Origin of the sequence: Streptomyces bikiniensis, from assembly GCF_000716625.1 — a bacterium.
Taxonomy (GTDB): Bacteria; Actinomycetota; Actinomycetes; order Streptomycetales; family Streptomycetaceae; genus Streptomyces; species Streptomyces bikiniensis.
Map to the genome: position 1 here is coordinate 94541 of NZ_JNXJ01000018.1, position 25097 is coordinate 119637.

Below are 25097 nucleotides of genomic sequence, written 5' to 3' on the forward strand. Positions count from 1 at the left end.
GTGTTGATGGGACCATGGCCAAGCAGAACGTAGCGGAGCAGTTCGTCGACATCCTCGTGCGCGCGGGCGTGAAACGCCTCTACGGCGTGGTCGGCGACAGTCTGAACCCGGTGGTCGACGCGATCCGCCGCACCAAGGGCATCGACTGGATCCACGTCCGGCACGAGGAGGTCGCCGCCTTCGCCGCGGGCGCCGAGGCCCAGATCACCGGGGGCCTCGCCGCCTGCGCGGGCTCCTGCGGGCCGGGCAACCTGCACCTCATCAACGGCCTGTACGACGCCCACCGCTCCATGGCCCCGGTCCTGGCCCTCGCCTCGCACATCCCGTCCAGCGAGATCGGCCTCTCCTACTTCCAGGAGACCCACCCCGACCAGCTGTTCCGCGAGTGCAGCCACTACAGCGAGCTGATCTCCAGCCCGAAGCAGATGCCCCGGCTGCTCCACACGGCGATCCAGCACGCCGTCGGCCGCGGCGGCGTCAGCGTCGTCTCGCTGCCCGGCGACGTCGCCGACCAGCCGGCCCCGGAGAAGGCCGTGGAGTCCGCGCTCGTCACCACCCGGCCCACCGTCCGCCCCGGGGACGCCGAGGTCGACGCCCTGGTCCGGATGATCGACGCCGCCGACCGGGTGACGCTCTTCTGCGGCAGCGGCACCGCCGGGGCGCACGCCGAGGTGATGCAGTTCGCCGAGCGGGTCAAGGCGCCGGTCGGCCACGCCCTGCGGGGCAAGGAGTGGATCCAGTACTCGAATCCGTACGACGTCGGCATGAGCGGGCTGCTCGGGTACGGCGCCGCCTACGAGGCCACCCACGAGTGCGACCTGCTGATCCTGCTCGGCACCGACTTCCCGTACAACGCCTTCCTGCCCGACGACGTCAAGATTGTCCAGGTGGACGTCAGGGCCGAGCACCTCGGGCGCCGCTCCCGGCTCGACCTCGCCGTCTGGGGCGACGTCCGGGAGACCCTGCGCTGCGTGATCCCCCGGGTCCGGGCCAAGAAGGACCGCCGCTTCCTCGACAAGATGCTCAAGAAGCACGCCGACGCCCTCGAAGGGGTCGTCAAGGCCTACACCCGCAAGGTCGAGAAGCACGTCCCCGTCCACCCCGAGTACGTCGCCTCCGTGATCGACGAACTCGCCGACGAGGACGCCGTCTTCACCGTCGACACCGGCATGTGCAACGTCTGGGCGGCCCGCTACCTCACGCCCAACGGGCGGCGCAGGATCATCGGCTCGTTCAGCCACGGCTCGATGGCGAACGCGCTCCCGCAGGCGATCGGCGCCCAGTTCACCGACCTGAACCGGCAGGTCGTCTCGCTCTCGGGCGACGGCGGGTTCTCCATGCTCATGGGCGACTTCCTCACCCTCGTGCAGTACGACCTGCCCGTGAAGGTCGTCGTCTTCAACAACTCCTCGCTCGGCATGGTCGAGCTGGAAATGATGGTCGCCGGCCTGCCCTCGTACGGGACGACGAACAAGAACCCGGACTTCGCCGCCATCGCCCGCGCCGCCGGCGCCCACGGCATCCGGGTCGAGAAGCCCAAGCAGCTCGCGGGCGCCCTCAAGGAGGCCTTCAGGCACAAGGGCCCGGCCCTGGTGGACGTCGTCACCGACCCCAACGCGCTCTCCATCCCGCCCAAGATCAAGGCGGACATGGTGACCGGCTTCGCGCTCTCCGCCAGCAAGATCGTCCTGGACGGGGGCGTCGGGAAGATGCTCCAGATGGCGCGTTCCAACCTGCGGAACGTGCCCAGGCCCTGACCCTCCGCCACGACCCATGTGTGCCGACGGTCCTGTGGGGCATTCATCCCCGTGAGCCTGTTCGACGCGACCACGGGTGGGGGACATGACCGGGGAGTCACGACAGCCGACTCAACTGCTCAGAAAGGTGGGCTGCGCGGATCTCACGGCCGTACCGGAAGTACGGCACGCCTTACGCGAACTGCTGCGGAAGTGGGGCGGTCCTGGCGCCTCCGACGTGGCCGAACTCCTCACCAGCGAGCTGGTGACCAACGCCCTGGTGCACACCGACCACGGGGCCGTCGTGACCGCGACGGTCGTCCCCGAGCAGCTGAGGGTCGAGGTCCGCGACTTCGTCCCCGGCCTGGACGCGCCGCACGCGCTGCCCGACGACGACCGTACGAACGGCCGGGGGCTCGTCCTCGTCCAGGCCCTGGCCGACTCCTGGGGAGTCGAGGACCAGGGGGTGGGCAAGGTGGTGTGGTTCGAACTGAACGGCGGGGCCGCCTGAGGGGGCGACCCCGCCGTTCTCCGTACTTCCTCGCTCAGCCGAACTGCTGCTCCAGGTCCTTGAGCTTGCGCTCCAGGGAGTCGAGACGGGGCAGCGCCTGGGTGTCGTCCTCGGCGGTGAGGTCCACCGTCCGGGAGTCTCCCGTCCGGGGCTCATCGCCCCTCACGGCTTGCAGGGACGGCCGGGGGCGAAGGGGCAGCTGTCCGGGGTCCGCTATGGCGGGCTCCACGACGGGTGCCTGGACGGCGCCCGTCGTGGAGCCCGACCCGGAGACCTGGGCGGGCGCCGAGCCCGGGGCGGCCGTGGCGTTCAGCGCCGCCATCTCGACCTGGCGGCCGCCGCCGCGGCCGATCCCGAAGGAACGGTGCTGGCGGTTGATCGCCTTGAGCCGGGCCCGGTCCAGCTTCACCTGGTCCCGCCTGCGGATCCGGTTCTGCTCCTTCTCCCTGCGGTCCTCCCGGACCTCGTCGACCGCCTCGTCCAGGGTCCGCACGCCCTCCAGGAGCATCAGGGACCAGGCCGCGAAGGTCTCCCGGGGAGCCCTCAGCCAGCGGACGATCCGGATCTGCGGCAGCGGACGGGGCACGAGGCCCTGTTCGCGCAGCGCGGCCCGGCGGGTCTGCTTCAGCGCCCGGTCGAAGAGGACCGCCGCCGAGAGGGACATGCCCGCGAAGAAGTGCGGGGCCCCGTCGTGGCCGAAGCCCCTGGGCGCGTGCACCCAGTTGAACCAGGCCGCCGCGCCCGCGAACAGCCAGACGAGCAGGCGCGAGCCGAGGGCCGCGTCGCCGTGGCTGGCCTCGCGGACGGCGAGCACCGAGCAGAACATGGCGGCGCCGTCGAGGCCGAAGGGCACCAGGTACTCCCAGCCGCCGGAGAGGCTGAGGTTCTGGCGGCCGAAGCCCACGAGCCCGTGGAAGGAGAGCGCGGCCGCGACGGCCGCACAGCAGAACAGCAGGCCGTACGAGGCGAATCCGTAGACCGCCTCCTTGCGCCTGCGGCGCTCCTCGCTGCGTTCCCAGGAGTCCTCGGCCGGGGCCTGGTCACCGGCGCGCTTCCCGCGCGCGAGCACCGCCACCGCCGTCAGGACTCCGGCGACCATCACGCCGCCCGGGAGCAGCCAGTCCAGCGATATGTCGGTCAGTCTCATGCGGTGTCCCTTGCATCGCGGTAGGGCGTTCGGTCGCCCATACTGACCGACCCCGCGCGATGCTCACGCCGTTTCGGGGCAAGAGCACGCCATCGGGGTGCGGGGCCATACGAATAGGGGCGATCTGGTCGAACGCCCTTGCAAGGGAAGGGAGTTGTGTTCGATTGACGTCACCCTTCCGGGTGGTGTGATCGTCAGGCGGCCGCGGTCAGCCGCTGGACCCGGTCGGCGTCGCAGGTGCGCGGGCAGGTGACGCAGGTGTCCTCGGGGCGCAGCGTGTAGAAGAAGCAGCAGGTGGCCCGGTCCCGGGTGGTCAGCGGGGCGCCGTCCGGCCCCTCGGCGCCGGGCAGCTCCCGGAAGCCCGCGGCCCCCGCGTACGGCTTGTACGGCTTGGCGGTGCCCGGCATGAGGAGTTCCAGCTCCTCCGTCGCGCGCCGCTCCTCGCCGAGCAGGGTGCCGACGTACCAGAGGCCCTCGACGATCTCGTCCGTCGCCATCCCCCACAGGGCCCGGCGGCCGCGCCGCATCCGGGAGCCGAAGCCGTCGAGGACCGCCTCGAAGTGTTCGGCGAGCGAGGAGCGCACCTCGGCCCGCAGTGCCTCCTCGTCGGCGACGACCCGGGCGCCGGGCAGGGCCGCGGCGGGGTCGTCCGGCAGGCAGGCGAACTCCTCGATCCGGACCGCCATGCGGCCGAGGGCGCGCTGGAAGGCCACGTTCCGGACGGGCAGGCGGGGGACCCGGCGGTGCAGGAACCAGGGGACGGTGACCAGGAGGCAGGCGGGCCAGGCGTAGCGGTGCAGCCCGAAGCCGGCGACGACGTCGGGACGGGCCCGGGTGCCGTAGTCGCGCAGCACCTGCTCGTCGTCCCAGGCCAGGAAGGCGTCCAGCTCGGCTCCGCCGGCCGCGAGCGCCTCGGCGCCGACCCAGCCCTCGCCGCGCGGCAGGAGTGCGCCCGGGGCGTGTTCCTCTATGCGCAGGTACGAGAAGACCTCGGCGAGGCGGGCGTAGGAGGCCGCGACGGGCGAGGCGGGCGGGGCGGACAACAGGGCGGGGACGGTCATGCGGACCACCGAATCGCGATCGTTGGCAGGTAAGGCTTACCTTACCCGATTCGATCGGCTGTCTCACCACCAGCACACCGTTCCGACCTGCGAGGCGTCTCTCACACCCCTGACGGCGGCTCGTTCGCCTATGGTGCACAGAGGTCCCGCGCGACGCGAGCCGGGACCGGCACGAGGCCCCAGGAGGACCCGGGTGGAGCAGGGAGCGGCGCGCGAGCGGACGACGGAGACCCCGTCCCCGGCCTCGCCCCCCGCCGACGCCGCGCACGACCGGCCGACGGCCCCGGCCGGGCCCGCGCGACCCTCCCGCGTACCGGACCAGGCCCGGAGCCCGGAACCGGGCCGGGACCAGGACGCGGATCGCGAGCGCGAAGCGGCCGCCCCGGTCCCGCGCCCGGACCGGGGACGCGACACGGAGCCGCGCCCGGACCGGCGCCCCGGCCGGGACCGGGCCACGGCCCCGGACCCGGCACGGACCGCGGAGCCACGTCCGGGCCGGCACCCGAAGCAGGGCGCGACCCCGCACCCCGGGCGGCGCCCGGGGCGGGGTCGGGGCACGGCCCCGGGTCGGAGCGCGGACCCGCGCCCCGGGCAGGGGCGAGACGCGGTCCCGGAGGTTCCGGACGCGCGGGGCGAGCACACCCACGGTGAGGCGGTCGGGCTCGTGCCCCGGCCCGTGCGGCGGCACTCGGTCCGGGGGCAGATCCTCGAAGCGCTCCGCACCGCCCTCGTCGGGGGCGAACTGGTCCCCGGCGAGGTGTACTCCGCGCCCGCCCTCGCCGAGCGCTTCGGCGTCTCCGCGACCCCCGTCCGCGAGGCCATGCAGCGCCTGGCCGTCGAGGGCGCCGTCGAGGTCGTGCCGAACCGCGGCTTCCGCGTCGCCGAGCGCACCCCCCGCGAACTGGCCGAGCTGGCCGAGATCCGCGCGCTCATCGAGGTCCCCGTCATGCTGCGGCTCGCCCGCACCGTCCCCGCCGCCCGCTGGGCCGAGCTGCGCCCGCTGGCCGAGGCCACCGCGACCGCCGCCGCCCGGGGCGACCGCGCCCACTACGCCGAGGCCGACCGCGCCTTCCACCGGGCCGTCCTCTCCCTCGCCGGGAACCAGCAGCTCCTCGCCGTCGCCGACGACCTCCACCGCCGCTCCCAGTGGCCCCTGATCAGCGCCCCCACCCTCCGCCACGGCGTCCTCGTCGCCGACGCCGCCGAGCACACCGCCCTGCTCGACGCCCTGATCGCCCAGGACCTGACGGTCGTCCGGGCCCTGGTGCGGGAGCACTTCACCGGATCGGAGTGCTGAGCGCCCGGGACGACTAAGGTCATGGGCGTCAGCCGCTCGCACCGTGCCGTCCGTGAGGTGTCCCCATGCCGTCCGCGACCCCGTCCCCGGCCTGGGACGGACGCCGGCCCGCCACCGGTACGGAGCCCGGGGCCGCGGCCCTGCTCGGCTGGCTCACCGACCCCGACGCGCCCCGGCTCTGCCTCGTCACCGGCGCCCCCGGCAGCGGCAAGACCGCCCTGCTCGGCTGGCTCGCCGCGCACGGCCCGCGCTCCGGCCGCACCCGCCGCCGCCCCGCCCGGGTCCTCGTCCCGCTGGCCGGACAGAGCGCCCTCGGCGCGGCCTGGACCGTCGCCGACCGCCTCGGCGTGGTCGCCGGAACCCCGGGCGACCTCGTCGACGCCCTCGCCACCAGCGAGGCGCGCCCCACCGGCCGGGCCGTCCTCCTCCTCACGGACCTGCACGCCGCCGCCGAACCCGACGCGCTCGCCCGGCTGGTCACGGAACTCGCCGGGGTGGGCCGGATCCGCCTCGTGGTCGAGGCCCGCGACGACACCCCCGCCCTCGCCGCCCTGCGCGCCGGCCGCCGGGCCGCCGTCGTGGACCTCGACCGCGACGGCGGCCCCCTCGACCCGCCCGAGGAGCCCGCCCGGCCGCTGCCGGACCTCTCCGACCCGGCGGCCGTCTGCGCCGCCGACCCGCTGCTCGTCACCACGGCGTACGTCACCGGCTCCGCCCCGGCCGGCGTGCCCGGCACCCTCGACGGGCCCGAGCCGTCCGGCCGCCCCGGCGAGACCACCACCGACGACCACGGCGGGCTGCGCACCGCCTGGATGCGGGCCGGGCAGTCCCTCTGCCGGGCCCAACCCCCGGCGGACCGGGCCCTGGTGCTGCTCGCCGCGCTCGGCGACGGGGCCGACCCGCGGCTGCGCCCCGCCCTCGCGGAGCTCGCCGCCGCCGCGCCCTGGCGGCTCCGCTGGGCCCGCCACCGGGGCGACCTGACCCCGCCCTGGCCGGGACCCGTCACCGTCCTCGGCTCGGCGGGCGGCCCGCTGGAGGGCACCCTGCTCGTGGGCGACCGCACCGGCACCGTACGCCTGCTGCACGAGGCCGACGCGACCTCCGCCGGGCGCCTGGCGCACACCGTCCCCGGCCGGCCCACCGCCCTCGCGCCCGCGCCGGACGGCACGGTGCTGATCCTGGACGACCGGGGCCGACTGCACACCGTACGGGGGACGGCGCCCCGGCCCCCGTACCTGGAGCGCCTCACCGAGGCGGTCTCCGCGACCCTCGCCCGCCACCCCGGCACGGCCCTCGCGGCGATCGGCGGGTCGGTGGTGGTGGGGGACCGGCTCGGCTCCGTGCACGCCTTCGGCCTCACCGGACTCCACCAGGCGGCCTCCCACAGCGGCCGGGTCACGGCGGTCGCGGCGGTGGAGTCCGAGACCCCCTTCGTCTGCTCGGGCGGCGCCGACGGGACCGTACGGCTCTGGACCCCGGGCCGCGATCCGCGCCCCGAACCCCTCGCCGAGCGCCGCTCGCCGGTGGTCTCCCTGCACGCCGCGGAGACCCCGAACGGCCCCCTGGTCGCCGCGGCCTGGGGCGACGGCCTCGTGGAGCTGCACCGGCCGGAGGGCGGTCCGAAGCTCTCCTTCCGGCCGGGGCCCCCGGTCCGCGCCGTCGCCGTCACCGGCTCCGGGTCCCTCCTCGTCGGCACCGACGAGAGCCTGCTCTGCCTCGCGGCGAAGGAGTGACGTGACGTCAGAACTCCTCGGTGCGAAGGCCTTTCAGGTGGCCGGGTGGGGAGTGAGCTGGGCCGCCAGCCAGGTGGGCACCCCGCCGAGCAGCCGGAACAGGCGCCTCGCCTCCGCCCGCAGCCGCCCGGCCTCCGGCTCCGTCTCCGTGGTGGCCAGGGCCGTGAGGGCCGGAGCCGTACCGACCAGGTAGCCCAACTCCTCGCGGATCCGCAGCGATTCGGCGAAGCCGTGTCTCGCCTCCGCCAACTCGCCCTCCCGCAGGGCCAGTCCGGCGAGGTGACGCCAGGTGGAGGAGAGCAGCAGCGCATCGCCCTGGGCGGCCGCCCCCGCGTGCGCCCTGCGGTACGCGGCGCGGGCCGCCTGCGGGGAGTCGCCGAGGTTCTGGGCGACCAGGCCGCGCCGGAAGTCGAGCAGCGGCCGGCCCTCGGCGGCGGGGGCGATCAGCGCCGCCGCCCGGCCCAGCGCCATCCGGGCCTCGTCGGCCCGGTCGCGGACCCCGAGCAGGGTGGACGCGTAGGCGAGGTAACCGCGTTCGCAGGCGGCGGCCCCGCGCTCCTCGTCGGTGCGGGCGACCGCCTCGGCCGCCCGCAGCGCCTCCTCGGCGTCGGCCCAGCCCTTCTCGGTGTAGAGGCAGCGCTCGATGAGCAGCGCGGCCCGTTCGAGCGCGGCGGCCGGTTCGGCGGCGCGCGGCGCGAGCAGCGCGGCCGCGTCCGTCCAGCAGCCCCGGGAGCGGAGACGCCAGACGGCCGTCTCCACGGGGGTCTCCTTGCCGTGGGCGAGGGACGGATCTTCGCCATCCCTTGATTCGGAACCAGACATGGCGGTATCCGCCACATTGCCCTCCCCGAGCGCGCCATCGAGCTGTTGAGTAGACCCGCATCTCAGCACGAAGGGGCATTCCCGGCCAAGGGGTCGGGTGAAAGATTTCACAAAGGGGCGATCGGTGGGGTGACCACCCTTCGGAGGGCCCCCGACGGTCCGTCAGATCGCCGCCGGGCCCGGGATCGGGCCCCGGCGCGACCCGTCGGCCGATCCGGCCGACGGGCCCCCACCAGGCCGTACGCCACTCCTTCGGACTCCTCCGGAGGAGTGAATTTCCGGATGCTTTTCCGGGTCTTCGCCGAAGGCGTGGACGCGGCGCCTCAGCTCATCCGCAGCGCCAGGAAGAAGTCGAGCTTGTCCTCCAGGCGGGACAGGTCGCGGCCGGTGAGCTGCTCGATCCGGCCCACCCGGTACCGCAGCGTGTTCACGTGCAGGTGGAGCCGGGAGGCGCAGCGCGTCCAGGAGCCGTCGCAGTCCAGGAACGCCTCCAGGGTCGGGATCAGCTCCGCCCGGTGGCGCCGGTCGTAGTCCCGCAGCGGGTCGAGCAGCCGGGCGGTGAACGCCCGGCGGACGTCGTCCGGCACGAACGGCAGCAGCAGCACGTGCGAGGCCAGCTCGTGGTGCCCGGCCGCGCAGACCCGGCCCGGCCGGGCCGCGGCGACCCGGCGGGCGTGCCTGGCCTCCTCCAGGGCCCCGCGCAGGCCCTCCGCCGAGTGCACGGCCGCGCTGACGCCCAGGGTCAGGCGCCCGTCGTCGGCGAGACCGGCGGAGAGCGGGGCCCGTACGGCGGCGAGCAGCGCGTCCGCGTGCAGGCCGGAGGCGGGGGCGCCGTCCTCGTCCTCGCTCTCCGGCAGCGGCCCGGCGGCCAGCGGCACCAGGGCGATCGCCTCGTCCCCGCTGTGCGCGACGGCGATGCGGTCGGCGGACTCGGCGCCGACGGCCGCCGGGTCCACGAGGATCTCCTCCAGGAGCGCCTGCGCGACCGGGCCGCCGTCCACCGGGGTCCCCTGACCGGCCTCCTGCTCCCAGTCCACCCGGGCCACGACCACCTGCCAGTGCGGGGCCGTGCCGAGCCCGGGCAGCAGCACCGGGGCGGCCACCCGCAGCCGGGCCGCAATCTCGGCGGGCGCGGCGCCCGTCTGCACCAGCTCCAGGACCTCCTGGGCCAGCCGGCGCCGTACCGTACGGGCCGCGTCGCGCCGGTCCCGCTCGACCGCGATCAGCTGGGTCACGCCCTGGAGCAGGTCGAGCCGGGCGGCCGGCCAGTCCCCGGCGTCCGCCTCGACGGCGAGCAGCCAGTCCGAGAGGACCGTCTCGCGCACGTCCCGGACGGCGGGGGCGGCACCCCGGCCGGTGTTGCGGATGGGGAAGAGCGAGTACGTCGTGCCGCCGCCGGAGACCCGGTGCGGGCCGCGCCGGCCGGTCCGGACGGCGGCCAGGTGCTCTCCGGCCAGGGAGGCGGCGAGCCTGCCGTCCAGGGGCTCTCCGGCGCCCGCGATCCGGCGGCCGGTGGGGGAGAGGACCCAGGCCCGCAGGTCCAGGTCGGAGCCGAGCAGGTCGAGCACGACCTCGGGGCCGCCGCCCGCTGGGCCGGAGGTCATCAGGCGCCGGTGCCGGTCCACGACGGCGGCCAGGTCCCCGGCCCGCTCGCCGGACACCTGTCGAACAACGTGCTCGGTGATCGTCGCGAACGCAACGGATTCGTTGACCGCGAAGAGCGGCAGCCGGTGGCGCGAACACGCCTGTACGAGATCGTCGGGGATGTCCCCGAGCTCCGCCTCGCCCGCCGCGAGCGCCGCCACCCCGGCCGAGGCCAGGATCCGGACGAAGGGCTCGGCGTCCTCGGGCTCCCGCAGCCAGGCGAGACCGGTCAGCACCAGCTCCCCGCCGGACAGGTAACGGCTGGGGTCCTTGAGGTCCGTCGTCATCACGCCCCGGACGGTGCGGTCCAGCTCGTCGTCGCCGCCGAGCAGGCGCAGCCCCAGAGCGTCGTTCTCCAGCAGTGCGCGCAGCCGCATGATGTCGCCGCCGTCCTTCTCGTCAGTGGTCGTGGTTGTCGCGTTGTCGACGCTCGGTGGTGCCACGGTTTCCATGGGGAAACGGTGAGGTTTCCGTTCTCCGTCTTTCGTTCGAATCTACAAGACGACAGTGGGCACCAGCCAACTCCTTCATGTTTTCGGTGACTGCACCCGGGCGATCGTGGCCTTGTGTACTAGGCCACACACCGCGTGAACAGCACATGAACAAGTCGAGGGCCGGCCGTCTTCCCGGGCCCATCCGCACCGCACTGATCATCCGATCACCAGAATCACTAGAAGAGAGCCACCATGGACTTCCTTCGCCCCGCCAGCTGGGAGGAGGCGCTCGCCGCCAAGGCCGAGCACCCCACGGCCGTGCCCATCGCGGGCGGTACCGACGTCATGGTCGAGATCAACTTCGACCACCGGCGTCCCGAGTACCTCCTGGACCTGAACCGTATCGAGCTGCTGAGCGAGTGGGAGGTCGGCGAGGAGAACGTCCGGCTCGGCGCCTCCGTCCCGTACACCCGGATCATGGAGAACCTGCGGGCCGAGCTGCCCGGCCTGGCGCTCGCCTCGCACACGGTGGCCTCCCCGCAGATCCGCAACCGCGGCGGCGTCGGCGGCAACCTCGGCACCGCCTCGCCGGCCGGCGACGCCCACCCGGCCCTGCTCGCCGCGGGCGCCGAGGTCGAGGTCGAGTCGGTGCGCGGCAGCCGCTTCATCCCGATCGACGCCTTCTACACGGGCGTGAAGCGCAACGCGCTGGAGCCCGACGAGCTCATCAAGACCGTCCACATCAAGAAGGCGGACGGCCCCCAGCAGTACTCCAAGGTCGGCACCCGCAACGCGATGGTCATCGCCGTCTGCGCCTTCGGTCTCGCGCTCCACCCGGAGACCCGGACCGTGCGCACCGGCATCGGCTCCGCCGCGCCGACCCCGATCCGCGCCAAGGAGGCCGAGGCCTTCCTGAACGCGGCCCTGGAGGAGGGCGGCTTCTGGGACAACGGCAAGATCATCACCCCGTCGATCGCGAAGCAGTTCGCCGACCTCTGCTCGGGCGCCGCGAACCCGATCGACGACGTCCGGGGCACCGCGAAGTACCGCCGCCACGCCGTCGGCATCATGGCCCGCCGCCAGCTCGGCTGGGTCTGGGAGCAGTACCGCGGCACCGGCCGCACGCTTGAGGGAGCTGCATAACATGCGCGTCAATTTCACGGTCAACGGACGTCCGCAGGAGGCCGACGACGTCTGGGAGGGCGAGTCCCTCCTCTACGTCCTGCGCGAGCGGATGGGCCTGCCCGGCTCCAAGAACGCCTGCGAGCAGGGCGAGTGCGGTTCCTGCACGGTCCGCCTCGACGGCGTCCCCGTCTGTTCCTGCCTCGTCGCCGCCGGCCAGGTCGAGGGCCGCGACGTCGTCACCGTCGAGGGCCTCGCCGAGTACGCCAAGGAGCGCACGGAGCACGGCTCCTGCGGCACCGGCGCCTGCGGCACCCCGCTCGACGCCGCCAAGAAGTGGCAGGCCAAGCCCACGCAGGACTCCCAGACCGGCGAGGGCGTCGAACTGAGCCCGATCCAGCAGGCGTTCATCGACGCCGGCGCCGTCCAGTGCGGCTTCTGCACCCCCGGTCTGCTGATCGCCGCCGACGAGCTCCTGGAGCGGCAGAGCGACCCGTCCGACCAGGACATCCGCGAAGCCCTCTCCGGCAACCTGTGCCGCTGCACGGGCTACGAGAAGATCCTCGACGCGGTCCGCCTCGCGGCCGCCCGCCAGGGAGAGGCGGTCTGACCATGGCGCAGAACACCCGTACCGTCCCCGCCGGTACGCCCACCAACGTCACCCAGAACCACACCAAGGGCGGCATCGGCGAGTCCACGCTCCGCCCCGACGGCACCCTCAAGGTCACCGGCGAGTTCGCGTACTCCTCGGACATGTGGCACGAGGACATGCTCTGGGGCCAGACCCTCCGCTCCACCGTCGCCCACGCCGAGATCGTCTCCATCGACGTCTCCGAGGCCCTGGCGATGTCCGGCGTGTACGCCGTCCTCACCTACGACGACCTGCCGGCCGAGACGAAGAACTACGGCCTGGAGATCCAGGACACCCCCGTCCTCGCCCACGGCCGCGTACGCCACCACGGCGAGCCGGTCGCCCTGATCGCCGCCGACCACCCGGAGACGGCCCGCCGCGCCGCCGCCAAGGTGAGGATCGAGTACAAGGAGCTGCCCCTCGTCACCGACGAGGCCTCCGCGCTCGCCCCCGACGCGCCCCTCATCCACGAGGGCCGCGACGACCACCACGCCGGACACGTCCCGCACCCCAACATCGTGCACCGCCAGCCGATCGTCCGCGGAAACGTGGAGGAGGCCCGCAAGCGGGCCGACGTGATCGTCGAGGGCGAGTACGTCTTCGGCATGCAGGACCAGGCCTTCCTCGGACCCGAGTCCGGCCTCGCCGTGCCCGCCGAGGACGGCGGCGTCGACCTGTACGTCGCCACCCAGTGGCTCCACTCCGACCTGCGCCAGATCGCGCCCGTCCTCGGCCTGCCCGAGGAGAAGGTCCGCATGACGCTCTCCGGCGTCGGCGGCGCCTTCGGCGGCCGCGAGGACCTGTCGATGCAGATCCACGCCTGCCTCCTGGCGCTCCGCACCGGCAAGCCGGTCAAGATCGTCTACAACCGCTTCGAGTCCTTCTTCGGCCACGTGCACCGCCACCCGGCGAAGCTCCACTACGAGCACGGCGCCACCAAGGACGGCAAGCTCACCCACCTCAAGGCCCGGATCGTCCTCGACGGCGGCGCCTACGCCTCGGCCTCCCCGGCCGTCGTCGGCAACGCCTCCTCGCTCGGCGCCGGCCCGTACGTGGTCGACGACGTCGAGATCGAGGCCGTCGCCCTCTACACCAACAACCCGCCCTGCGGCGCGATGCGCGGCTTCGGCGCGGTCCAGGCGTGCTTCGCGTACGAGGCGCAGATGGACAAGCTCGCGGCGAAGCTGGGCATGGACCCGGTCGAGTTCCGGCAGATCAACGCCATGGAACAGGGCACGCTCATGCCCACGGGACAGGTCGTCGACTCGCCCGCCCCGGTCGCCGAGCTGCTCCGCCGGGTCAAGGCCCGCCCGATGCCGCCCGAGCGCCAGTGGGAGTCGGCCGGCGAGGGCGCGGACGTCCGCGCGCTGCCCGGCGGCCTCTCCAACACCACGCACGGCGAGGGCGTCGTCCGCGGCGTCGGCTACGCCGTCGGCATCAAGAACGTCGGCTTCTCCGAGGGCTTCGACGACTACTCGACCGCCCGCGTGGTCCTCCAGGTCATCAACGGCGAGCCCGTCGCCATGGTCCACACGGCCATGGCGGAGGTCGGCCAGGGCGGCGTCACCGTGCACGCCCAGATCGCCCGCACCGAGCTCGGCGTCACCCAGGTGACCATCCACCCGGCCGACACCCAGGTCGGCTCCGCCGGCTCCACGTCCGCCTCCCGGCAGACGTACATGACCGGCGGCGCGGTGAAGAACACCTGCGAGGCCGTCCGCGAGAAGGTCCTGGAGATCGGCCGCCGCAAGAACGGCTCCTACCACCCCGCCTGGGCGACCGCCGAACTCCTCCTGGAGGGCGGCAAGGTCGTCACCGACGGCGGCGAGGTCCTCGCGACCCTCGCCGACGTCCTGGAGGGCGAGGACCCGATCGACCTGGAGCTGGAGTTCCGGCACCGCCCGACCGTCCCCTTCGACCTGGTCACCGGCCAGGGCGACGGCCACGTCCAGTACACCTTCGCCGCCCACCGCGCGGTCGTCGAGGTGGACACCGAGCTCGGCCTCGTCAAGGTCGTCGAGCTCGCCACCGCCCAGGACGTCGGCAAGGCGCTCAACATGCTCTCCGTCGTCGGCCAGATCCAGGGTGGCACCACCCAGGGCCTGGGCGTCGCGGTGATGGAAGAGATCATCGTGGACCCGAAGACCGCGAAGGTGCGCAACCCCTCCTTCACGGACTACCTGATCCCGACGATCCTCGACACGCCGACCATCCCGGTCGACGTGCTCGAACTCGCCGACCCCAACGCGCCGTACGGCCTGCGGGGACTCGGCGAGGCCCCGACCCTGTCGTCCACCCCGGCCGTCCTCGCGGCGATCCGGAACGCGACGGGCCTGGAGCTCAACAAGACGCCGGTCCGCCCCGAGGCGCTCACCGGCACCCTGTAGGACCCTCCGGGCGGTACGGCCCGTCCCGGGAACGTCACCCTCCCCGCCCGTACCGCCCGGAGCCCCCACGCACCACCCCGTTCGTCTCGGGCCGTCCCCCGGGTCGTGCAGCCACGCAGCATCCCAAATCCCGCGGCTTCAGCCGGACCAGAACCCTTCGAAGTCCGACGCGGGTGCCCCTTTGAACCTTGGGAGTAGGCCCCATGACCCAGTCGTCAGTGGAGCCCAAGACCAGCGCCGATGACGCGGGCTCCGGCTCGCGCAACCCCGCCGGCAGGTCTTGGCTCGACCGGTACTTTCACATCTCGGAGAGAGGATCCACCGTCGCGACGGAGGTCCGCGGCGGCGTCACCACCTTCATGGCGATGGCGTACATCCTCCTGCTCAACCCCCTGATCCTCAGCGGCAAGGACGTCGACGGCAATCTGCTCGGCCAGCCGGCGCTCATCACCGCCACCGCCCTCGCCGCGGCCGCGACGACCCTCCTCATGGGCTTCTGGGGCAAGGTCCCGCTCGCCCTCGCCGCCGGTCTGAGCGTCTCCGGCGTCATGGCCTCGCAGGTCGTCCCCGTCATGACCTGGCCGCAGGCCATGGGCATGTCCGTGGCGTACGGCGCGGTGATCTGCCTCCTGGTGGTCACCGGCCTCCGCGAGATGATCATGAACGCGATCCCGCTCGCCCTGAAGCACGCCATCACCATCGGCATAGGGCTCTTCATCGCGATCATCGGCTTCGTGAAGGCCGGCTTCGTCCACGAGAACCCCGCCCCGGGCGGCGGCCCCGTCTCCCTCGGCCCGGCCGGTGAACTCCAGGGCTGGCCCGTCCTGATCTTCGCCGTCACCCTGCTCCTGATCTTCGCCCTCCAGGCCCGCAACGTCCCCGGCGCCATCCTCATCGGCATCGTCGTCGGCACGGTCGTCGCGGTGGTCCTCAACGCGATCGCCGACATACCCGCCAAGGCCTGGTTCTCCGGCCCGCCGGAGCTCGACGGCAGCGCGGTCTCCGCCCCCGACTTCTCCCTCATCGGGGACGTGTCCTTCAGCGGCTGGGGCGACGTCGGCTACATCACGATCACCATGATCGTCTTCACCCTGGTGCTCGCCGGCTTCTTCGACGCCATGGCCACCATCCTGGGCGTCGGCACCGAGGCCAAGCTCGCCGACGACAAGGGCCGCATGCCCGGCCTCTCCAAGGCCCTCTTCATCGACGGCGCGGGCGGCATCATCGGCGGCGGCGCCGGAGCCTCGGGCCAGACGGTCTTCGTCGAGTCCGCCACCGGCGTCGGCGAGGGCGCCCGCACCGGCCTGGCCTCCGTGGTCACCGGCGGCTTCTTCGCCCTCTGCCTCTTCTTCACCCCGCTCACCGCGATCGTGCCGCAGGAGGTCGCCGCCGCGGCCCTGGTCGTCATCGGCTCGATGATGATGCAGAACGCCAAGCACGTGGACTGGAGCGACCGCTCCGTGGCGATCCCGGTCTTCCTCACCGTGGTCCTGATGCCGTTCACGTACACCATCACCACCGGTGTCGCCGCCGGTGTCATCTCCTACGCGGTGATCAAGACCGCCCAGGGGAAGGCGCGGGAGGTCGGGGCCTTCATGTGGGGCCTGACCGCGATCTTCGTCGTGTACTTCGCCATCCATCCGATCGAGAGCTGGCTCGGCGTCGGCTGACGCCCCCGCCGCCCTCCCCGCACCCCCAAGGAGAACCGAGATGCTGGACATCGCCGAAGAGCTGCACCGGTGGGTCGAGCAGGGACGCGACTTCGCCGTCGCCACCGTGGTGGCGGTCGGCGGCAGCGCGCCCCGGCAGCCGGGCGCCGCACTCGCCGTCGACGGCGAGGGCACGGCGATCGGATCGGTCTCCGGGGGGTGCGTGGAGGGCGCGGTCTACGACCTCTGCGTCCAGGCCCTCGAGGACGGCCGGACCGTCGTCGAGCGCTTCGGCTACAGCGACGAGGACGCCTTCGCCGTCGGCCTGACCTGCGGCGGGATCATCGACATCCTCGTCACCCCGGTCCGCGGCGGGGTCTTCCCCGCCGCGCTCGCCGCCGCCGTCGCGGGCGAGGCGGCGGCCCTCGCCCGGATCGTCTCCGGCCCCGACGACCTGCTCGGCGAGGCCCTCCTGGTCCGCCCCGACGGCTCGTACGAGGGGAGGCTCGGCGGCCACCCCGAGCTGGACCGCACCGCCGCCGGCGAGGCCCGCGCGATGCTCGACGCGGGCCGCACCGGCACCGTGGAGATCGGCGAGGACGGCAGCCGCTGCGGACAGCCCCTGACCCTCCTGGTCGAGTCCTCCGTCCCCGCCCCCCGCATGATCGTCTTCGGGGCCATCGACTTCGCCGCCGCGCTCGTCCGGGTCGGCAAGTTCCTCGGCTACCACGTCACCGTCTGCGACGCCCGGCCCGTCTTCGCGACCCCGGCCCGCTTCCCCGAGGCCGACGAGGTCGTCGTGGAATGGCCCCACCGCTACCTGGAGTCCACCGAGGTCGACGGCCGGACCGTGCTCTGCGTCCTCACCCACGACGCCAAGTTCGACGTCCCCCTCCTCCGGGTCGCCCTGCGGCTCCCCGTCGCCTACGTCGGCGCGATGGGCTCCCGCCGCACCCACCTGGACCGCAACGAGCGGCTGCGCGAGGTCGGCGTCACCGAGATCGAGCTCGCCCGGCTGCGCTCCCCGATCGGCCTGGACCTCGGCGCCCGCACGCCGGAGGAGACCGCCCTCTCGATCGGCGCCGAGATCGTCGCCCACCGGCGCGGTGGTACCGGCGCCTCCCTCACCGGCGCCCACACCCCGATCCACCACGACGGACCCCGGGGGCCGCTGGGCCGGATAGGGTCCGTGGCCTGACCCGAGGGCTCGCCCGCGGGCCGCCGGCGGAGGTCCGCTCCCGGAGCCTGCCGGCGCCCCCGGGCGGCGAAACGCCCCTCGGGCCGTCCGGTCCGGGCGACAAGGCGCCGCCCCCCGGGCCGTCCGGTCCGGGCGGCGAGACCGCTCCCCGGGCGGGCCGGCCCGGACCGTCGTCGCCGGCGCAGATGCGGCGCACCGTCCCGGTCGTCTCCCAGGAGGGGAAGGTGATCGACTACGGCCTCGGCCTGTACCCGATGGAGGCTCCCCCGGGCAGGACGTCTTCTGGGGGCACGGAGGCACGGTCTGGGGGCGGGGGAGCGCCGGCCGTGATCCGTGCCGACGGCAAGCGGCGGACGGCGGTCGCGGTGAACACGCAGCGGTGGAACGGGTTCGGCTCCTCCAGCAGGCCGCGGCCCCGTCCCGTCGACGACGCGCTCGCGGCCCTCCACCGCGTGGCGACGTACGGCTCCGGCCCCGCGACGGACGCCCCTCCGCGATCAGGCCGGATCGACCGGGAGCGCCTCCCACGGAGGAGGCGCGAGCCTGTCCGTCCAGGCGGCCAGGGCCTCGCCGTCCACGCAGACTATCCCGCACGTGGCGGCGTACTCGGCGGCCGGCGCGGTGAAGGAACTGGTGGTCACGACCACGGCCACGTCGGCCCCGTGGACGGTGAAGCAGGTGCCGCCGAACCGCTGGAGGTCCTGGGAGCCCACGCGGTGGTCCTCCGCGTACTGCTTGCACTGGAGCACCACGCGCCGCCCGTCCACGCTCGTCGCGATCACGTCGGCGCCCAGGTCGCCCGCGCCGCCGACCACCTCCACCGGGGTGCAGCCGTCCCGCGCGCAGAGCGCGGCGACCGTGTGCTCGAAGCCGTCCGGGTCCACCGCCGTGTGGTCCAGCGCCTCCGTCCCGACGTCGGGGACGTCCGGGACCGGAGCGGCGGCGACGGTGCGCGGCGCCTCACGCCTCCGGACGGGCGCCGCGCCCCTCCTGAGCAGCGCGAGGCCGACGGCCAGCGCCCCGAGGGCGGCGAGCGCCACCAGGAGGGCGGCCGGCGCACCGGAACCACTGTCCCCGGCCGCCTCGGCGGTCTTGAAGAAGAGGGCGAGACCGCCGACGCACGCCCCCGCGAGCCCGATCGCGAGCACCAGATCGCGCCCGATCGCCGCGGGGCCGCGCCGGACCGGCCCCCTGTCCTCCCCGATGGATCCCATACGGGCCCCTCCCTCCCTCACGCACGACCTCGTCCTGTACGGCCCCGCCTGTACGACCTCACCCGTACGCTCGGCTCGTACCGCGCCCGTACGACCTCATCCGTACGACCTCATCCGTACGACCACCTCGTACTGTGCCCGCACGACCTCGCCGTACGGCCGGCTCGTGGCTACGCGCCCGTACGACTCCCCGCGTACGACCCCACCTTCACGAACCGCCCGTGCGGCCCCTCGCGCACGGCCCACCCGGCTCCGCACGCGCCGCGCCCCCGACCCGCGAGGGGCCGGGGGCCGCGGCACGTGCCGACCCGGGGGTCAGCGCTTGAAGGCGTCCTTCGTCCTCTCCTTGGCCTCCCGGGCGTCGCCCTTGGCGCGCTCGGCGCGGCCCTCGCCGGCCATCCGCTCGTTGCCGAGCGCACGGCCCGTGTTCTCCTTGACGGCGCCCTTGATCTGCTCGCCCTTGGCCTTCATCTTCTCGTTGCCCGACATGTCGGCTCCTCTCCGAGAACCTGGAAAACCGTTGCCTTGGTGGAATGCCGCATAACCGCGAACCGGCCCCCGAAACGGGGTCGGGGGTTCCGGCCCGCGATAATCGGCCCGGGCCACGCGTGCGCGTGCGTGCGGCCCGACCACCCCGAGGACGAAGGGCCGACGATGCTGAAAGAGGGCCGGCGAGTGAGGCTGGCGGTGGACCTCAGGCTGGCCGGAGAGGTCGTCCCGGCGGGCGGACCTCCGGCGGAGCCGGGCGCCGGGGCCGGGTTCCTGGCCCTGGCGGCGGGCGTCGAGGGAACCGTCGAGCGGGTGGACGAGGACCGTACGCAGAGCCCGGAGGCACGCGAGTACGAACGGCTCAAGTCCCTCCTGGACGACTTCGGCCCCCAGATGCCCCCGGCCAGCAGGCGGCAGCTCGAAGAGCAGGTCGCCGCCCTGGAACCCGCCTGGACCGCCTACCTGGAGCGGAGGCTCCGCACGACCGTCCGCGTCCGTTTCGACAACGGCTTCGTGGTCGACGACGCGCCCGGGGACCTCTTCCTCCCCGCCTGATCGGGGCGCCCGGTCAGCGGAGGGTTCCCGCGACGCCCGGTCAGCGGACGGTTTCCGCGACGCCCGTCGAGAGGACCGCGTGACGCCACCGGTCGAGTTCGCGTCGCACCAGGTCCGGTTTCGTCTCGACCAGCGCCCGAACGGCCTCGTCGGAGGTCTCCTCGATCGCGCCCACCAGGCCGAGCCCGCGCGCGAGGCCGTCACCCGGCTGCGGTTGCGGCGGGAGCCGGGCGGGCCTCAGGCGGCCGGCTCGGCCGGGGCCGCCTTCCGGACGTCCGCGAGGTACGCGGTCATGGCGTCCCGGTTGCGGGTCAGCTGCTCGATCCGCTGCGACATGCGCGCGCACTCCAGCTCCAGGAGAGCGATCGTCTCCGGCGTCGGGTTCGGGATGTCGATGCGCCCGGGAGGCCCGAGGCAGGGCAGGATCCTGCGGATCGTCTGCGTCGAGAGACCCGCGTCGAGCAGCCCGCGCACCTGCTGGACGCGGTCCACGCAGGGCTCGGGATAGTCGCGGTAGCCGTTGGCGCACCGCCGGGAGGCGATCAGCTCCTGCTCCTCGTAGTACCGCAGCATCCGGCGGGAGACCCCGGTGCGTTCCGACAGCTCCCCGATGCGCACGGCCCTGGTCCTCCCCACGTCCCCGCGACGCTTCCGCGCTTTTCCGGATCCCGCTTGACCTTCACATCAATGGAAGGGTTCGAGCATGCTGCCATGTCGAGCACAGACCTGACCAGAGGGCCCTCGCACGGCCCCGCGTCCTCCCCGCGACGAGACGAAAATCCTTCCCCGCCGGGGAAGTTGAACCTGCCGGCGCTGCTCGCCCTGGCGACCGCCGTGTTCCTCACGAGCCTCACCGAGACGCTGCCCGCCGGGCTGCTGCCCGCGATGGGCGGCGACCTGGGCGTCAGCGAGTCCGCCACCGGCCAGACGGTGACGGTCTACGCCCTCGGCACCGTCCTCACCGCCGTCCCGCTCTCCGCCGCGACCGCCGGATGGCGTCGTCGCCGGCTCCTGCTGACCGCGATGGCCGGCTTCGCCGCCGCCAACACCGTGACGGCGCTCTCCACCTCGTACCCGCTGACGATGACGGCCCGGTTCGCCGCGGGGGTCGCGGCGGGTCTCGCGTGGGCGCTGCTCGCCGGCTACGCCCGGCGGACGGCCCCCGCACACCTCCAGGGCAAGGCCGTCGCGGTGGCCATGGCGGGCATCCCCGTGGCGCTCTCCCTCGGCGTGCCCGCCGGGACGTTCATCGGCAGGGCCGCCGGCTGGCAGACGGCCTTCCTCGTGATGACCGGCCTGACCCTCGTCCTCCTGGCCTGGATCCCGGCCGCCCTCCCGGACCATCCGGGACACCGCCCGGAGAAGGGCTCCGCACCCTCGGCGCTCGGGGCGCTCAAGGTGCCCGGCGTCACCCCCGTCCTCACCGTCACCCTCGTCTTCGTCCTCGCCCACACCCTCCTCTACACCTACATCGCCGCCTTCCTGGACCGGTTCGGGATGGGCGGCCGGGCCGACGCCGTCCTCCTGGTCTTCGGCGCCGCCTCGCTGCTGAGCATCTGGGCCGTCGGCGTCCTGATCAACCGCAGGCTGCGGGCCCTGATGATCACCGGCACGCTGCTCGTCGCGGTGGCCGGCGCCGTCCTGGCGCTGTTCGCGCGGTCGCCCGTGCTCGTGTACGGCGCGGTGGTGCTCTGGGGCCTCGGCTGGGGCGGCGCGCCGACCCTGCTCCAGACGGCGGCGGGCGACGCGGGCGGCGAGCGGGCCGACGCGGCGCAGGCGATGCTGGTCACCCTCTGGAACGTCGCCATGGCGGGCGGCGGGGTGGTCGGCGGCCTCCTCCTGGACGCGTTCGGCGCCGGGGCCCTCCCCTGGAGCGTCCTGGCCCTCCTGGTCCCCGTGGCCGCCGTGGTCGTCACGGCCCGCACCCACGGCTTCCCCGCCCGCCGGGACACGCCCTGACGGGCCGACTCCGGGACCGGCCACCCCGTGCGGCCGCCTCGGGGACCGCCGTCCTGGGGCCTGTCCGGCGGATCAGGGTCGGACAGGCCCTAGTGCGCCGTCCGCTCCCGTACGGTCGTGGCCCACGCCGGCTGCTCCTCGGCGGCCTCGCCCCCGGGTTCGGTGCGTCGGCCGCCCCGGGCGAAGAAGTCCGCGAGGGGCAGGATCGCCGCGCCGACCGTGACCGCGTCCGGGCCCAGCGTGCCCAGGCCGATGCCGACGCGGGCGGCCGGGTACGTCAGGGCGTACTCCCGCGCGTACCCCTCGACCGTCTCCAGGAAGCGGGTGCCGAGCTGGAGGCCGGCCCAGCCGCCGACGAGGATGCGTTCGGGCTGGAAGAGGTTGATCAGGTCGGCGAAGCCGGCGCCGGCGGCAGCGGCGCCCCCGCACCCGTACCTTCAGATGGCCCCACTCGACCGCCCGGCCCGGCCCCGCCGGATCGGTGACGACGCAGGCGCCGACGCCGGAGCCGAAGAGGACGACGACGGCGCTGCGGGCGCCGCGCCCGGCGCCGAACCACATCTCGGCCTGGCCGAGGGTCTTGGCGCAGGCGCTCGACGGGCACCTCGGCGGCCCGCAGCACCTCCGCGATGCCGTCCCGGACGTGGCCGACGACGACCCCGACCTCGTACCGCGCGTGCGGATGCGGACCGTCCACGGCCAGCGGGCGCTCGGCGCGGGCGAGTTCGGTGAGGGCGAGGTCGAACAGCTCGATCCTGATCCGGGTCTCGCCGACGTCGACGCCGATCATGAAGCCGCTGCCGGAGGAGACCCGGAGCAGGGTGCGGGGGCGCCCGCCGGCCGAGTCGACGCTGCCGGCCTCCTCGACCAGGCCCTCCGCGACCAGTTCCGCGACCACGTTGCTGACCGAGCCGGAGCTCAGTCCGGTCGCGGGGCCCAGCGAGAAGCGGCTCATCGGCCCGTCGAAGTACAGGCGCTGGAGGACGGCGGTGCGGTTCTCGCGCCGCAGATCACGGACGGTGCGTCCGTTCCGCATGGTCACTGGGCCCCCTGGTGGAATAGTCCTGAACGCAACATACCGCTGCGGGGGCGGGGAGGCGACATTATCTTTAGATTTAAGTCATGATGTGAAATAAGGAGGTCGGGGCCAGGCGCCTTCACTTCCCGAACGGGGGCGTGCCGACGCGACACCCCCAGGGGCCTGTCCGGCGGATCGGGACCGGGCCCTCCCGGTACTTCTTGAGGAAGGCGGCGGGGGAGGGCTTCCCGGCCCGGTGGTAGCCGTCGAGCAGCGGCCCGACCGGCTTCTGCCGTTCGTTCGGCAGGTGCTGCGGACCGAGCCGGGCGTCGCCCCGGAACTCTCCGGTGCGGGGCACGGGTCGGTGCTCTCGGCGGGTGCGGCCTGCGTCGCCGGGGCGGAGGTGAGGGCGGCGGTGACGCCCATGGCGGCGAGTGCGGCGCGGACCCCGAGGACGGTACGGCTGCGCTCCACGCGGAGGCCTCCCCGGGAGGGGGGTCGGTGATGCGCCACGGAGTAGTCGAGCGGGTGCGGGGGAGGAAACCGGCCGTTCGCGGCGGGGGTCTCGCTGATCGAAGCCTCGGGCCTCAGGCCTTCCGGAGGCCGCTGAGGAGGAGTTCGGCGAGTTGGTCGTACGCCTCCGCGTCGGCCAGACCGGTCGCGGCGGCGACCTGGCGCCGCTGGATGCGGACCATGACCGAGGAGATGACGTCGGCGGCGAAGGTCACGTGCACCTCGCGGAAGACCCCGGCCCGCACGCCCTCCTCGATGAGCTGCTGGACCCGCCCGGCGGCGGCGCGGGTGTTGCGCTCGTACACCTCGGCCGCCGGCTCGAAGGCCGCCACGTCGTCGAAGAACTGCGGGGAGACCGGCGCCAGCTCGGCCGAGACCGCCCGCAGGTAGGCGGCGAGCCGCTCGGCGGGGCCGGTGGCGGCGGCGAGGACGGCCTCGACCCGGGTCGTGGCGCGCCGGAAGAAGTGCACGACCGCCGCCCGGACCAGCTGCTCCTTGCTGCCGGCCAGGCCGTACAGGGTCCGCTTCGAGCAGTGCAGCCGGGCGGCGAGGTCGTCGAGCGTCAGGCGGGCGAAGCCCTCGCCGACGAGGAGGGTGACGAGCTCCTCGAAGAGGGCGGAGCGGCGCGCCGCTCCCCGGCCCGTCAGCTGCGGGGTGTCGGCGGCGGAGGTCTCGATCACCCGGCCAGTATTCCAGGCCGCGACCCGGGGGTGCGGTTCCAGGGGGTGCGGCTCCAGGGGTTGCGGCCGCCACCTCCTGCGCTACTCTGAACGGTACTGGAGTACCCTCACCAGTACCACTTTGCGCGCCGCTGGAGTCGCCATGGATGTCGACCGCCTGCTTCCCACCCCCGAGGCGGCGGACCTCATCGCCCTCACCCGGGAGATCGCCGACAAGGAGCTCTCTCCGCGGGTGGACGAGCACGAGGCCGCCGAGACCTATCCCGAAGGGCTCTTCGCGACCCTCGGCGAGGCGGGGCTGCTCGGCCTCGCGTACCCCGAGGAGTACGGCGGCGGGGGCCAGCCGTACGAGGTCTACCTCCAGGTCCTGGAGGAACTGGCCGCGCGCTGGGCGGCCGTGGCCGTCGCCACCAGCGTCCACACCCTGGCCTGCCACCCGCTGCACGCCTTCGGCACGCCGGAGCAGAAGGAACGCTGGCTGCCCGCGATGCTGGAGGGCCGGACCGTCGGCGGCTACAGCCTCTCGGAGCCGCAGGCCGGTTCCGACGCGGCCGCCCTCAGCTGCAAGGCGGAGCGACAGGAGGACGGCGGCGGGTACCGGATCACCGGCACCAAGGCCTGGATCACCCACGGCGGCCGGGCCGGCTTCTACGCCCTCTTCGCCCGTACGGCCCCCGGCAGCCACGGCGTCTCCTGCTTCCTGGCGCCCGGCACCGCCGAGGGCCTCACCTTCGGCGCGCCGGAGCGCAAAATGGGCCTCCAGGCCGTCCCCACCACCGCCGCGTACTGGGACGGGGCCCTCCTGGAGGAGGACCGCCTGATCGGCAGGGAGGGCCAAGGGCTCCAGATCGCCTTCAGCGCCCTCGACAACGGGCGCCTCGGTATCGCCGCCTGCGCCACGGGCCTCGCCCAGGCCGCCCTGGACACCGCCGTCGCGTACGCCAACGAGCGCACCACCTTCGGCCGCCGGATCGTCGACCACCAGGGCCTCGGCTTCCTGCTCGCCGACATGGCCGCCGCCGTCGACGCGGCCCGCGCCACCTACCTGGACGCGGCCCGCCGCCGCGACCTCGGCCGCCCCTTCGGCCGCCAGGCCAGCGCGGCCAAGCTCATCGCCACCGACACGGCCATGAAGGTCACCACGGACGCGGTCCAGGTCCTCGGCGGCTACGGCTACACCCGGGACTTCCCGGTGGAGCGCTACATGCGCGAGGCCAAGATCATGCAGATCTTCGAGGGCACCAACCAGATCCAGCGGCTGGTGATCAGCCGGGGGCTCGCCGTATCGGAGAAGTAG

At 73.9% G+C, this 25097-nt stretch carries 21 protein-coding genes and 3 pseudogenes; 13 read left to right on the plus strand and 11 right to left on the minus strand.

Translation table 11 applies throughout. The features are described from left to right. Positions 1-14: 14 nt before the first annotated feature. Entirely contained in the window at positions 15-1757 is a 1743-nt protein-coding gene (locus OO47_RS16605; RefSeq protein WP_030211895.1) for a pyruvate dehydrogenase, read from the plus strand. A gap of 85 nt (positions 1758-1842) precedes the next feature. Then, positions 1843-2247 carry an ATP-binding protein gene (locus OO47_RS16610; protein ID WP_030211898.1) on the plus strand — a complete coding sequence of 135 codons (405 nt, stop codon included), beginning with the start codon at positions 1843-1845 and terminating at the stop codon, positions 2245-2247. 34 nt (positions 2248-2281) lie between these two features. Here OO47_RS16610 and OO47_RS16615 read toward each other — a convergent pair whose 3' ends face one another. Continuing rightward, positions 2282-3394: a DUF2637 domain-containing protein gene (locus tag OO47_RS16615; protein WP_030211901.1), complete on the minus strand. Its 1113-nt coding sequence runs from the start codon at positions 3392-3394 to the stop codon at positions 2282-2284. 194 nt (positions 3395-3588) lie between these two features. After that, positions 3589-4455, minus strand: coding sequence for a (2Fe-2S)-binding protein (locus OO47_RS16620; RefSeq protein ID WP_030211903.1), 867 nt, complete (start codon positions 4453-4455; stop codon positions 3589-3591). Positions 4456-5077: 622 nt separating this feature from the next. Here OO47_RS16620 and OO47_RS16625 point away from each other — a divergent pair. Continuing rightward, positions 5078-5752, plus strand: a pseudogene (locus OO47_RS16625) (GntR family transcriptional regulator); the annotation flags it as partial. 65 nt (positions 5753-5817) lie between these two features. Further along, entirely contained in the window at positions 5818-7485 is a 1668-nt protein-coding gene (locus OO47_RS16630; protein ID WP_030211908.1) for a WD40 repeat domain-containing protein, read from the plus strand. A gap of 33 nt (positions 7486-7518) precedes the next feature. On the opposite strand, the gene OO47_RS16635 is transcribed toward OO47_RS16630, so the two are convergent. Both OO47_RS16635 and OO47_RS16640 read right to left on the minus strand, forming a co-directional pair. Further along, a complete protein-coding gene (locus OO47_RS16635) occupies positions 7519-8307 on the minus strand; it encodes a hypothetical protein (protein WP_030211911.1) in 789 nt (262 codons plus the stop codon). 323 nt (positions 8308-8630) lie between these two features. Beyond that, positions 8631-10328 (minus strand): PucR family transcriptional regulator, encoded by a 1698-nt coding sequence (locus OO47_RS16640; RefSeq protein ID WP_030211915.1) that lies wholly within the window; start codon positions 10326-10328, stop codon positions 8631-8633. A 309-nt stretch (positions 10329-10637) separates the two neighbouring features. Between OO47_RS16640 and OO47_RS16645 the strand changes: the two genes are divergently transcribed. The 6 genes and pseudogenes from OO47_RS16645 to OO47_RS37825 all read left to right on the plus strand — a co-directional run. Further along, positions 10638-11528, plus strand: coding sequence for an FAD binding domain-containing protein (locus OO47_RS16645; protein WP_030211918.1), 891 nt, complete (start codon positions 10638-10640; stop codon positions 11526-11528). A gap of 1 nt (position 11529) precedes the next feature. Continuing rightward, the gene (locus OO47_RS16650; RefSeq protein ID WP_030211919.1) at positions 11530-12117 is read left to right on the plus strand and encodes a (2Fe-2S)-binding protein; all 588 of its coding nucleotides are present in this window, start codon (positions 11530-11532) and stop codon (positions 12115-12117) included. Positions 12118-12119: 2 nt separating this feature from the next. Next, complete coding sequence (pucD, locus tag OO47_RS16655; protein WP_030211921.1) at positions 12120-14525, plus strand: xanthine dehydrogenase subunit D; 2406 nt, start codon at positions 12120-12122, stop codon at positions 14523-14525. Positions 14526-14728: 203 nt separating this feature from the next. Further along, entirely contained in the window at positions 14729-16195 is a 1467-nt protein-coding gene (locus OO47_RS16660) for an NCS2 family permease (protein ID WP_030211923.1), read from the plus strand. Between the two features lie 40 nt (positions 16196-16235). Beyond that, positions 16236-17372, plus strand: a complete 1137-nt coding sequence (locus tag OO47_RS16665) for an XdhC family protein (RefSeq protein ID WP_030211925.1) — start codon at positions 16236-16238, stop codon at positions 17370-17372. Positions 17373-17539: 167 nt separating this feature from the next. Beyond that, positions 17540-17839, plus strand: a pseudogene (locus tag OO47_RS37825) (hydrolase); the annotation flags it as partial. Positions 17840-17869: 30 nt separating this feature from the next. On the opposite strand, the gene OO47_RS16670 reads toward OO47_RS37825, so the two are convergent. Then, a complete protein-coding gene (locus OO47_RS16670) occupies positions 17870-18586 on the minus strand; it encodes a restriction endonuclease (protein ID WP_078489688.1) in 717 nt (238 codons plus the stop codon). 315 nt (positions 18587-18901) lie between these two features. Continuing rightward, entirely contained in the window at positions 18902-19075 is a 174-nt protein-coding gene (locus tag OO47_RS16675; protein WP_030211931.1) for a CsbD family protein, read from the minus strand. Positions 19076-19273: 198 nt separating this feature from the next. Between OO47_RS16675 and OO47_RS16680 the strand changes: the two genes are divergently transcribed. Beyond that, on the plus strand, positions 19274-19630 hold the full coding sequence (locus OO47_RS16680; RefSeq protein WP_234323207.1) for a hypothetical protein: 357 nt from the start codon (positions 19274-19276) through the stop codon (positions 19628-19630). 40 nt (positions 19631-19670) lie between these two features. Here OO47_RS16680 and OO47_RS38440 read toward each other — a convergent pair whose 3' ends face one another. Next, on the minus strand, positions 19671-19805 hold the full coding sequence (locus tag OO47_RS38440; RefSeq protein WP_267883696.1) for a hypothetical protein: 135 nt from the start codon (positions 19803-19805) through the stop codon (positions 19671-19673). 62 nt (positions 19806-19867) lie between these two features. After that, positions 19868-20248, minus strand: coding sequence for a MerR family transcriptional regulator (locus OO47_RS16685; RefSeq protein WP_030211937.1), 381 nt, complete (start codon positions 20246-20248; stop codon positions 19868-19870). Between the two features lie 93 nt (positions 20249-20341). Between OO47_RS16685 and OO47_RS16690 the strand changes: the two genes are divergently transcribed. Further along, complete coding sequence (locus tag OO47_RS16690; RefSeq protein WP_078489689.1) at positions 20342-21589, plus strand: MFS transporter; 1248 nt, start codon at positions 20342-20344, stop codon at positions 21587-21589. Between the two features lie 89 nt (positions 21590-21678). Here OO47_RS16690 and OO47_RS33395 read toward each other — a convergent pair. The 3 genes and pseudogenes from OO47_RS33395 to OO47_RS16705 all read right to left on the minus strand — a co-directional run bounded on the left by OO47_RS33395 (position 21679) and on the right by OO47_RS16705 (position 23800). Continuing rightward, positions 21679-22631: pseudogene (locus OO47_RS33395) on the minus strand (hypothetical protein). A gap of 115 nt (positions 22632-22746) precedes the next feature. Further along, a complete protein-coding gene (locus tag OO47_RS33400) occupies positions 22747-22965 on the minus strand; it encodes a hypothetical protein (RefSeq protein WP_030211948.1) in 219 nt (72 codons plus the stop codon). A 229-nt stretch (positions 22966-23194) separates the two neighbouring features. Continuing rightward, positions 23195-23800, minus strand: a complete 606-nt coding sequence (locus OO47_RS16705; RefSeq protein ID WP_051715831.1) for a TetR/AcrR family transcriptional regulator — start codon at positions 23798-23800, stop codon at positions 23195-23197. Positions 23801-23942: 142 nt separating this feature from the next. On the opposite strand from OO47_RS16705, the gene OO47_RS16710 reads away from it, so the two are divergent. Beyond that, positions 23943-25097 carry an acyl-CoA dehydrogenase family protein gene (locus tag OO47_RS16710; protein ID WP_030211955.1) on the plus strand — a complete coding sequence of 385 codons (1155 nt, stop codon included), beginning with the start codon at positions 23943-23945 and terminating at the stop codon, positions 25095-25097.

What these genes read in the sequence shown, in the direction of transcription:
- OO47_RS16640 (WP_030211915.1), bottom strand. Translation starts at nt 10,328, where the DNA reads ATGCGGCTGCGCGCACTGCTGGAGAACGACGCTCTGGGGCTGCGCCTG.
- OO47_RS16615 (WP_030211901.1), bottom strand. Translation starts at nt 3,394, where the DNA reads ATGAGACTGACCGACATATCGCTGGACTGGCTGCTCCCGGGCGGCGTG.
- OO47_RS16610 (WP_030211898.1), top strand. Translation starts at nt 1,843, where the DNA reads ATGACCGGGGAGTCACGACAGCCGACTCAACTGCTCAGAAAGGTGGGC.
- OO47_RS16630 (WP_030211908.1), top strand. Translation starts at nt 5,818, where the DNA reads ATGCCGTCCGCGACCCCGTCCCCGGCCTGGGACGGACGCCGGCCCGCC.
- OO47_RS16710 (WP_030211955.1), top strand. Translation starts at nt 23,943, where the DNA reads ATGGATGTCGACCGCCTGCTTCCCACCCCCGAGGCGGCGGACCTCATC.
- OO47_RS16665 (WP_030211925.1), top strand. Translation starts at nt 16,236, where the DNA reads ATGCTGGACATCGCCGAAGAGCTGCACCGGTGGGTCGAGCAGGGACGC.
- OO47_RS16670 (WP_078489688.1), bottom strand. Translation starts at nt 18,586, where the DNA reads ATGGGATCCATCGGGGAGGACAGGGGGCCGGTCCGGCGCGGCCCCGCG.
- OO47_RS16690 (WP_078489689.1), top strand. Translation starts at nt 20,342, where the DNA reads ATGTCGAGCACAGACCTGACCAGAGGGCCCTCGCACGGCCCCGCGTCC.
- OO47_RS16675 (WP_030211931.1), bottom strand. Translation starts at nt 19,075, where the DNA reads ATGTCGGGCAACGAGAAGATGAAGGCCAAGGGCGAGCAGATCAAGGGC.
- OO47_RS16620 (WP_030211903.1), bottom strand. Translation starts at nt 4,455, where the DNA reads ATGACCGTCCCCGCCCTGTTGTCCGCCCCGCCCGCCTCGCCCGTCGCG.
- pucD (WP_030211921.1), top strand. Translation starts at nt 12,120, where the DNA reads ATGGCGCAGAACACCCGTACCGTCCCCGCCGGTACGCCCACCAACGTC.
- OO47_RS16660 (WP_030211923.1), top strand. Translation starts at nt 14,729, where the DNA reads ATGACCCAGTCGTCAGTGGAGCCCAAGACCAGCGCCGATGACGCGGGC.
- OO47_RS16635 (WP_030211911.1), bottom strand. Translation starts at nt 8,307, where the DNA reads ATGTCTGGTTCCGAATCAAGGGATGGCGAAGATCCGTCCCTCGCCCAC.
- OO47_RS16645 (WP_030211918.1), top strand. Translation starts at nt 10,638, where the DNA reads ATGGACTTCCTTCGCCCCGCCAGCTGGGAGGAGGCGCTCGCCGCCAAG.
- OO47_RS16650 (WP_030211919.1), top strand. Translation starts at nt 11,530, where the DNA reads ATGCGCGTCAATTTCACGGTCAACGGACGTCCGCAGGAGGCCGACGAC.
- OO47_RS16605 (WP_030211895.1), top strand. Translation starts at nt 15, where the DNA reads ATGGCCAAGCAGAACGTAGCGGAGCAGTTCGTCGACATCCTCGTGCGC.